Consider the following 1,024-nt stretch of genomic DNA (forward strand, 5'->3'; position numbering starts at 1 on the left):
CGAGAGCCGTGAGGATGCAGTCGACGGCGCGGCGCAGCCGGGAGAACTTGGCGAGCGCGATGCGGGACAGGCCGCGGATGCGGGCGGCGCGGGTGTCGCCGTGCATGCACGCGTGGATCTGCGTCTCTGCCAGGCGTGCCCAGTACGGGAATGAGGCGCGGTCCTGGCCGCCGAGGCGGGGGCGGACGACTAACAGCAGCAGGACCGTGGCCGCGCTGAGCGCAGTAACGGCCATGCCGCCCAGCACGCGAGTGGGTATCGGCAGGGGCTGACCGGCGAGGGCGGCCAGGCCGGCGAGGGTCGCGCCGTTGAAGGCCAACAGGAGGCTGGCCTTGCCGTCGGTGCGGCCGATCTCTGTCTGCACGGTCGCCAGGGCGGCGTCCAGGTTCTTGTCCGTGCGGCTCGTGGTGGTCGGTGTGGACATCGCTTCGTCTCCAGGCAGGGCTAGGCGGCGAGGGTGTGGCCGGGCGGGAGGGTGTAGGTGGTGGGGTCGGCGGGTGTGCCGTCGTGGCATTCCAGGCAGGAGCCGAGCGTGCGCAGGGGCAGGCAGTGGTGGTAGCGGCGGCGGCAGGCCGGGCAGGTGGTGCGGGCGGCCATCGCGGCGTCGAGTGCGGCCTCTTTGGCCAGGGTCATCGGCCGGACGGGCAGAGCGAGGTCGAGGCGGTAGAGGTAGGCGGGCCGGGTGCAGGACCGGGACGGGCGGGTGGCGCAGGCCTTGCAGCGGAGGATGGCGACCGGGTCGTGGCCGCCGGGCCGCAGTCCCGCGGCGCGCAGCTGGCGGCGGGTGGCGAGTTGGCCGGTTGGGGCGGTCCCCCAGTCGTACTCGGGTAAGCCGTGCGGGACGCGCGGCTGCGCGGCGAGTTGTCGCCGTCGGGTGCGGCTGGTCATCGCGGCCCCCAGGCGGGGGAGAGGAGGCGGGGGCGCTGGGGGTAGCGGGGTCCGGGACGCTGGGGGCGGGGCCGGCCGATGCGGCGGCGGGGTCGGGGCACGAGCATGTGGCGTCTCCTGTGGCTGGTGCGGGCAT

At 75.0% G+C, this 1,024-nt stretch carries 2 protein-coding genes; both read right to left on the reverse strand.

Annotated features, from left to right (window positions below; genetic code table 11):
* Nucleotides 1–424 (reverse strand): Pycsar system effector family protein (locus ACF088_RS41405; protein ID WP_392381143.1); only part of this gene is annotated, 424 nt, incomplete at its 3' end.
* A 20-nt stretch (nucleotides 425–444) separates the two neighbouring features.
* The gene (locus ACF088_RS41410; protein ID WP_392381144.1) at nucleotides 445–888 is read right to left on the reverse strand and encodes an RRQRL motif-containing zinc-binding protein; all 444 of its coding nucleotides are present in this window, start codon (nucleotides 886–888) and stop codon (nucleotides 445–447) included.
* Nucleotides 889–1,024 lie beyond the last annotated feature (136 nt).

The sequence above is a fragment of the Streptomyces sp. NPDC015125 genome, assembly GCF_043080045.1.
Taxonomy (GTDB): Bacteria; Actinomycetota; Actinomycetes; order Streptomycetales; family Streptomycetaceae; genus Streptomyces.

Excerpts from the sequence above, each read along its gene's own strand:
- ACF088_RS41410 (WP_392381144.1), bottom strand. The coding sequence starts at position 888 with ATGACCAGCCGCACCCGACGGCGACAACTCGCCGCGCAGCCGCGCGTC.